This is a genomic window from Desulfoluna butyratoxydans (assembly GCF_900699765.1).
In the GTDB taxonomy this organism is placed as follows: Bacteria; Desulfobacterota; Desulfobacteria; order Desulfobacterales; family Desulfolunaceae; genus Desulfoluna; species Desulfoluna butyratoxydans.
Window position 1 is genome coordinate 1 of sequence record NZ_CAADHO010000011.1, and the last position, 8,612, is coordinate 8,612.

Below are 8,612 nucleotides of genomic sequence, written 5' to 3' on the forward strand. Positions count from 1 at the left end.
GAGAGGCCCTAAAAAGCCAAAGGACAAGAAGGGTCATTGCTCGAAAAGCTCACATGTTTCAACCGCCAAGCTGATTTCGAAACGCAAAAAATAAAAGTACTACATTGAAAGGGCTGGTGTATAGGCCAAGGCTTTTTGCACCCAATGGCGGTCCATAGGGGAGAGTGGGTCAGGAGACCAGCTCGCCCTTGAATGCCTTTTGCATCAAGCTGTTGAAAAGATCATCCGACTTTTGCAGGCTGAGTTCGGCTTGTTTTTTCTGTTTTTCGATGGCTTCGATGCGTTCGGCGAATTGGTTTTGGAGTTCTATTGGGGGGTGAAGTATTTTGATAGTTTGAAATTCTTTAGCATTAATATTAGCCATCCCAACGATACTCTTACACATCCCAGCTAACGTTAATTTTCCATGTTTAGAGTTTAAGTAACCCCAAATGTAGTAAGGATTAGCGTTCTCATTGACTCTTGTCCTTATTAAATACCCTGCAATCGCCATTTCGTTATCACTATTATATAGACCCGTTTTACCAACCAACTCTTTGCTGTTTGTTCTGTTGAATAGAAGGTCACCACGTCTGACGAGGTATTTGGGCTTATCCTTTTCTGATAGTGTTATGTATTTCAAATTCGAAAAATCCATATAACCCTCGTATGTGATGTTATTCATTCTCAGGTATGGATATTCGCCATTTTCGTCAGCTTTCGAACTCGTACCGTATTTGACCTCAGCGAGCAGATCTCCTATTGTTCCAAGTTTAAATTTACGCTTGTTTATAGCTGGATCCCCAAACATCTCCAAAAACAGCGACTGCGAGAGCTCCGTGTATTTGGCAATGAGGGCCTTGTCCTTCTGCCTCAGGGAATCGGCGGCGTCCAGGATGGCGGCGATCTTTTTTTGGACGGGCAGGGGGGGGAGGGGGATTTTCAAGTAACTCAATCGTTTTGCGGATAGTTCTATTTGATTTGTTGAGCCTGTATGGTTTAACTCTATGATTCTTTGCCCTCTCGGTGAAAAAAACCAGTAAAAAAGATATAATGGATTCAAATCATCATTAGCTCGTAACAGATTGATATGAGAATCTGGAATGAATCTATTGGGAGTGACGGTTCGAACTATTGATGGCCGTCCTAATGTACCGGTTCCCGTACCATTTAAAAGCACATCGCCATTTTGCAAAAAATAGGTCGGAGAACAACCAACTCCAAACTTATCAGTGACAGGAGGGCACTCGTCCCAAAGAACACCAGTCGGTTGAACTTGTGCTGATTTTACAATGTTAAATTGAGTCGAGTCGCCGTATTTTGGTGCTTTACCTCGTGTGATAATGCTACACAAATCACTTAACTTAACAAATGGATAGATCATCTCAACATCCCCTTTAACATCTCAAGAGCTTCACCCCTCTCTTTATCCAACGCTTCAATCTCCGCCATAATCTCCCCAGGCGAAGCATACGCCACCTCTTCATACACAATCTCTTTGTACCTATTGATGCTCAGGTCCCAGTCGTTCTCCTTGATCTCGTCAAAGGGCACGAGAAAGCTTTGGTCTGTGCGTTCCCGAGATGCTTCGGCTTTGAGGTTTTTGAATCGGGTGAGGATGTCCGGGATGTCCGTGTCGGGGATTTTGTTGCGTTTGTCGTCCAGGCTGAACCCGTCGGCCTTCATGTCGTAAAACCAGACATGGTCGGTGCCGCCGCTGTTGGTCTTGGTGAAGACGAGAACCGCGGTGCTCACCCCTGCGTAGGGCTTGAACACCCCGCTGGGCATGGAGATGACAGCCTCGAGTTTTTGATCTTCCAGAAGGGTCTTCCGAAGCTGTTTGTGGGCCTTGGAGGAGCCGAAGAGCACCCCGTCCGGAACGATGACAGCGCAGCGGCCCCCGGTTTTAAGGAGGCGCAGCATGAGGCTCACAAAAAGAAGCTCGGTCTTCTTGGTTTTGGCTGTCTTTAAGAGGGACGGCTCCACGCTGTCGTAGTCGAGGCTTCCTTTAAAGGGCGGGTTGGCGAGGATCAGGCTGTAAGCCTCCCTGAGGTCGCCGTTGCCTTCGCTCAAGGCGTCTTTGCCGATGAGGGTGGGGGTGTCGATGCCGTGGAGCATCAGGTTCATGGCACCGATGCGGATCATGGTGCTGTCGAACTCAATGCCGGTGAACATGGCTCCCTTGAAATGGGCGTTGAACTCGGGTTCCATGAACCAGTCGTTGTGCTCTTTTTTGATGTACTCTCCGCAGCCCACGAGAAACCCGGAGCTCCCCGATGCCGGATCGCAAATGGTGTCATCTCTCTTGGGCTCCATCATCTCCACCATCATCTTGATGATGTGCCTCGGGGTTCGGAACTGGCCGTTGGTACCCGCCGTGGCAATTTTTGAGAGGAGGTATTCGTAAAGGTCCCCCTTGGTGTCCTGATCGTCCATCTTGATCTTGTCGATCATCTGAGCCACCATGTCCAGGAGCCGGGGAGTCGGAATCATAAAGGTGGCCCCCTTCATGAATTTGGCCGCAATCCCCGCCCGGCCGTTGAGTTCCTTCATATGGTCGAATACCGTGGGCAAATCTCCCTGCGGCCGGGTAAAAAGCTCAAACATCGCCTCGGGATCCATGTTCTTAAAAGAGCCCCATCGAAGGGCTTTCTGGTCTTCGGTATAGACAGGGTTGGTGACGGGTCCCTCTGAAAATTGGGTTTTCTTCTCTTCCAGAAGCTGAATCTCATCCAGCCGCCGGATAAACAACAGATAGGTGAACTGCTCAATGACGGTAAGGGGGTTGCTGATCCCCCCTGTCCAGAATGCTTCCCATATCTTATCAACCTGACTCCGCAGCTCACGTCTATCCATGTGTCTAAAATTCCTTCATATGTCAATGTGCTGATGCTGATACTCTGCTCAACGCAGCTTAAGTTCAAAATAACGACAACCCAACTCCATGCCATGAAGCACGCTGCTTTGTCCAGCGGAAAGGTTTGCTGTTTTCCTATGGTGCCATTTGGGTTTGTGTTTTTGCTATGGGGTATTGACCAAAAGATGGGCACGCTCCGCTTTGCCCATCCTACGGGGTGACATATGGCGAACAGCGGGGATAATCCGAAAACACGTAGGATGGGCAAAGGCAAACTTGTAACCATTGGGGTGGTGACACCGTTGGTGCCGTGCCCATCGCATATGGCGATGGCATCTATTTTGGGTTGTGGTGTGTCGGGGCCGAATATGTAATGGGTTTTGGATGGTACGGGTTAAGCGTGCAAAGATGGGCACGCTTCGCTTTGCCCATCCTACGGGATGACATATGGCGAACAGCGGAGGTAATTGAAAAACACGTAGGATGGGCAAAGGCAAGCCCGTAACCATCGGGGTGATGACACCCTTGGTGCCGTGCCCATCGCGTGTGGCGATTGTTCTCATGGGGGATTGTGGTGTGTGGGGTCTGAATGTGTCATGGATTTGGTATGGTACGGGTTGAGCGTGCAAAGATGGGCACGCTCCGCTTTGCCCATCCTACGGGGTGACATATGGCGAACAGCGGGGATAATCCGTTAAATTGTAGGATGGCCAATCTCGTGCCGTGCCCATCGGGCGCGGCGATAACCAGTGATTCCGGCGTAGCCATACAAAAGGCTAATAATTTGTCTGGTTTCTTTAAAAAAGCGTCATTACTCCTTGGAAAATCACCAGAATGGAGATAACACTGGTGTAGCAAAATTCGGATCTACTGAGGAGAAACCCTATGAGCAGATATTGCGGCGAAAAAACCCATGATGTCGAATCCATACTGGATGCGGCTGAGCATTGGCGAAGGGCGTGCATTGAAAACGATGGGGCTGTGTTTACTGATGACGCCCTTTGGTCGTTGGAGCACTTCCGTGCTCTGGATCAGTATTTTATCCAGAACCTTGATATGGGTGATGGGAGTTTCTACGAGAAACTGGAATCCCAGATAGAGCCCACAGTGCCCGAAGTCAAAAAACTGGCTGCTGAGATGTTCTGGGTGATGTTTCTCTGCCCGAGCAACATGACGCCCGAAAAAAAACGTGAAGGAATTGGGATGATTTGGGGTTGGGCTGGGACTGGCTTGCCTGAAGGCATCTCCTGGCTGTCAGACCGGTATCTGGTGGGGGCGGGCAGCGCCGGGACCGCATACAATACCAACCGGTGGCGCGAGTTTATCTATTTTATCCGGCTGATGTCGGGCCTGAAGGCCATGGGCATTGACGAACGTAAGAGGCTTTTGGGGGATGTCCGGGCCATGACAACGTGGCTGGAGACGCTGGAAGAAAACGAGTCCCGTCAGTTTCGCCACATGTTCCTGTTCCTTCTTTTTCCCGATGCCTGTGAGCGGGTATTTGGGGGCACGCACCGGCGGAGCATCGTTGCGGCTTTCAGGAAACTCCGGCCGGCCCAGGTCAACAAGATTACGGTGAGTGATCTGGATGGGGAACTCCACGACATCCGCAGGGAACAGGAGGCCTCATATGGAACAGAGGAACTGGATTTTTATTCGCCCCCTTTGCGTAACCTTTGGTTTGAATCTTCCCACAACTCCTGGCTTTTCAGCTGGAACCCCTCCAAATGGCCCTGGGAATCCCTGGCTGTCGATCGGCAAGCTACCCATAACGGAGAAACCGTGACGCTGCGCTGGAATTGTGCCAACACCGGGATCCATGTGGGGGACAGGGCCTACCTGACCCGGACCGGCGTGGAACCACGCGGGGTTATCGCCGTCGGCAATGTGGTGACAGCGCCTTATCAGGCAGATCACTGGGGTGAGCCCCAAGGCAGCGGGAGCAAGCAGATCTGGTACGTGGATATTGCCTTCTCACGCATTCAGGATCCCGACAAAGGGGATCCCATGGTTTTCCAGGGAGAGTTAAAAAAGGCGGTGCCTGAGGAGCAGGCGTGGTCTCCCCAGGCTTCGGGCATCAAAATAAAACCAAAGGCTGCCGGAATACTCGAGAAACTCTGGCAAGACACAGTCGAAAAAGTATCGAAACCAGAGCAGCCCACTTTGCCTGTAATACGCCCCCGAAACCTTATTTTTTACGGGCCTCCCGGCACGGGAAAAACCTACGAACTCAGTCGGCTCAAGGAACGATATGCAACACAGAGTACGCCCATCCCGCGTGATGTATGGTTGATGCAGCAACTTGCTGATGTGCGATGGTTTGATGTGATTGCTGCGGCATTGTACAAGCTGGGGGGCACGGCAAAGGTCGGTGACATTGCCTCCCATGAGTTTGTACGCTTCAAAGCGCGTGTTATGGAACGTACCAGTCATATCAAGCAGACCATCTGGGCCACGCTGCAGCAGCACACCCCGGAGTCGTGCACGACGGTGCTGACTCGGAACCGATGCGCACCCTTTGTGTTTGAAAAGAGCCGTGATTCGGTCTGGTCCTTTACGGACGGGTGGCAGGAGACGTGTGATGACATTCCCGGTTTGGCGGATTCCTGGGAGCGAGGACCCGATGCGGGAATGTTGCAACAGAGATACGAATTCGTCACATTTCATCAGGCATACAGCTATGAAGATTTCCTGGAAGGGATTCGGCCTGTTGACGCAGGCGAGGATGGCGACGGGTTTTCGTACAGGGTGGTTCCCGGGGTTTTTAAGCGGATCGTCAAGAAGGCCAAGGCAGATCCAAATCAGAAGTACGCTATTTTTATTGATGAGATCAACCGGGGAAACATAGCCAAAATTTTCGGGGAACTCATTACCCTGATGGAGGTTGATAAACGGGCGGAGTACGATAGCGAAGGTCACCTGACCAAAGGGTTGGAGCTGACGCTTCCTTACTCCGGCGAAACATTCGGTGTGCCGGTGAACCTCGATATATACGGCACCATGAATACGGCGGACCGCTCTATTGCCCTCATCGACACGGCACTGCGGCGCAGGTTTCGTTTTAAAGAATTGATGCCGAATTCGGCGGTCATCAACGGACGTGCCGCGGATGGAACCATTGATGATGGTGACGGTGGGGTCATTGATCTTCGTAAGATGCTTGATGCCATGAACCTGAGGATCCGGTTCCTGCTCAACCGGGACATGACCCTGGGCCATGCTTATTTTTGCAATGTGAGGACGTTTGCTGATCTTAAAGAGGTGCTCCTGAACCAGGTTATCCCCTTGCTTCAAGAGTATTTCTATGAAGACTGGCGCAGTATTCAAAAGGTTTTTCACGATGTGGGGGAAGATGGGCAACATCACGACCCACAGATTGTCTGCCATCGGATTCTCAAACCAGAAGAGGCTTTTGGCTTTGACGTTGCAGGCCATGACGATCTCATCGAGTACCGTGTTGAGGATGAGGCCAACATCGCCCCGGATGCCATTCGAAAAATATATGAAGATGTCAATTGAGCATGGAAATCTTAAGCGTCATCGAACATGAGCGCATTCCGATCCGGGCTTCCCGTCGTGAGGGCGAGCATGTGCTTACGGAGGCCCATGCCGAAGCCCTTTCCCGCCTTGAAGCCCGGTTGCCTAAACGAACGTTTGCCTGGGGGCATCATGTCATCACGTTCGCTCAGCATTGCGGGGTGGTGTCATTGGGGGATCTTTGCTTAGAAATTCTCCCAAAAATCCATGGGAGGGAGGAGAGCCCGGGGGCCTGCAGGACGGCATTGATTCATCTTTTGAAACGGGCACGGCGCCTCAAGACAACGCCCGTGGGGCAGGGGGCCATGGGCCGTCAAACCGAGGTGCTTCTTGACGTGTTCCTGATCTATTTTTGTGATCTTCTTCAGGCCCAGCTGATGCAAGGCATGCTTCGGGGCTATGTGGAAAAAGAGGAGAATCTTCATGTTGTAAGGGGCCGGATCAAGCTCGATATGCAGTTCAAACACAACTTGGCCCACGGGGAGCGTGTCTATTGCTGCTACGATGAAATGAGTGTCGATACCCCCCACAATCAAATGATCAAATCGGTGTTACGCCAGATGCAACAATTCGCATCGGGCACAACAGCACGAAAGCGGATTGCACGACTTCTTATGCAATTTGCAGATATCAGGGACATCCCGGCAGATCTCACTTTTTTTGAAAGCCTGGCCTTTGATCGCACGACGTGTCGATTCAAAGAGATTTTTGGTATGTGCCGCATGTTTTTGGAGGGCCTCCACCCGGACGTTGTCGCCGGTGATATGCCGTGTCTGGCTCTTATCTTTGATATGAACAGGCTGTTTGAAGCGTATGTCTCGGATATCATGCGCCGGAATGCAGGCAAAAGGGGACTGCGAATGCGTGAGCAGGGTCCCAAAAAATACATGGCAATTCGTCCGGACACCGGCAATGAGCTGTTTTTGATGAAACCCGACATGGTCTTTCTGGATGAAAGCACGCCCGTAGCCCTTGCCGATGCCAAATGGAAAATCCTGAACGAAAACGGGAAAAACCTTGGAATCACACAGGGCGACCTGTATCAGATGAGTGCCTATGCCGCCCGGTACGGCATTGATACACTCGCTTTGATTTATCCCCGCCAGGCGAAACTGACATCACCTGTCGAATTTCGTCTTCAGGGGGATGCCCGAGTTACGATCCGCGTTATTCCCATTGACGTGATACCCAATGGAACCACCGATATCATTTTTCCGTGAGGTGTCTGAAGAAATGAAAAAGTTATAGTGAAACGCCGCACTTATGTGCGGCTTTTTTTGTGTCGATGGTTATGCCGCACAGAGTGCGGCGCTCCATGGGTGGTTCCACCTTCGCGAAAGGATACCTGTTTTGAATTACCCAATTTTTGGCTATACATTCTGTAGTTGCAATTTTCGTTGTTCTACATAGTATAAATTCTATTGTAGTTTTGATTTCTGTGTGTTGCGGCCATAGGCATTGTGGGTGGTGTTGATGTCGTTCATTGCTCAAAGAGTCAAGTCGGGGCGCTTTGTCGCGCTACAAGGCGGGATGCCTGTTGTGGGAGGTTGGTCAACGATGGGCACGCTTCGCTTTGCCCATCCTACGTGTGACACACTTCAATCGGTGGCGATCATTCGAGGGGATGTAGGATGGGCAAAGGCCAAGCCGTAACCATTAGGGTGATGATGGCCTGGGTGCCGTGCCCATCGCGCGTGACGAAGGATTCCAAATGGGGTGTGGGGCCCACACATGGATATGGTGTTTGAATGGGGGACCCGAGCAAAGATGGGCACGCTTCGCTTTGCCCATCCTACGTGTGACACACTTCAATCGGTGGTGATCATTCGAGGGGATGTAGGATGGGCAAAGGCCAAGCCGTAACCATTAGGGTGATGATGGCCTGGGTGCCGTGCCCATCGCGCGTGACGAAGGATTCCAAATGGGGTGTGGGTCTCACACATGGATATAGTGTTTGAATGTGGGACCCGAGCAAAGATGGGCACGCTTCGCTTTGCCCATCCTACGTGTGACACACTTCAATCGGTGGCGATAAATCGAGGAGATGTAGGATGGGCAAAGGCCAAGCCGTAACCATTAGGGTGATGATGGCCTGGGTGCCGTGCCCATCGCGCGTGACGAAGGATTCCAAATGGGGTGTGGGGCCCACACATGGATATGGTGTTTGAATGGGGGACCCGAGCAAAGATGGGCACGCTTCGCTTTGCCCATCCTACGTGTGACACACTTCAATCGGTGG

Annotated in this window: 4 protein-coding genes; 2 read left to right on the forward strand and 2 right to left on the reverse strand. The window is 51.4% G+C overall.

The features are described 5' to 3' along the window. Positions 1 to 169: 169 nt before the first annotated feature. Both MSL71_RS22060 and MSL71_RS22065 read right to left on the reverse strand, forming a co-directional pair. Complete coding sequence (locus tag MSL71_RS22060) at positions 170 to 1,363, reverse strand: restriction endonuclease subunit S (RefSeq protein ID WP_180145045.1); 1,194 nt, start codon at positions 1,361 to 1,363, stop codon at positions 170 to 172. Then, positions 1,360 to 2,835, reverse strand: coding sequence for a type I restriction-modification system subunit M (locus MSL71_RS22065; protein ID WP_180145048.1), 1,476 nt, complete (start codon positions 2,833 to 2,835; stop codon positions 1,360 to 1,362). The genes MSL71_RS22060 and MSL71_RS22065 overlap by 4 nt, the downstream gene beginning before the upstream one ends. A gap of 886 nt (positions 2,836 to 3,721) precedes the next feature. Here MSL71_RS22065 and MSL71_RS22070 point away from each other — a divergent pair. Together MSL71_RS22070 and MSL71_RS22075 are read left to right on the forward strand one after the other, a co-directional pair. Continuing rightward, entirely contained in the window at positions 3,722 to 6,355 is a 2,634-nt protein-coding gene (locus MSL71_RS22070; protein ID WP_218951110.1) for an McrB family protein, read from the forward strand. A 2-nt stretch (positions 6,356 to 6,357) separates the two neighbouring features. Further along, a complete protein-coding gene (locus MSL71_RS22075) occupies positions 6,358 to 7,593 on the forward strand; it encodes an McrC family protein (RefSeq protein ID WP_180145051.1) in 1,236 nt (411 codons plus the stop codon). Positions 7,594 to 8,612: the final 1,019 nt, after the last annotated feature.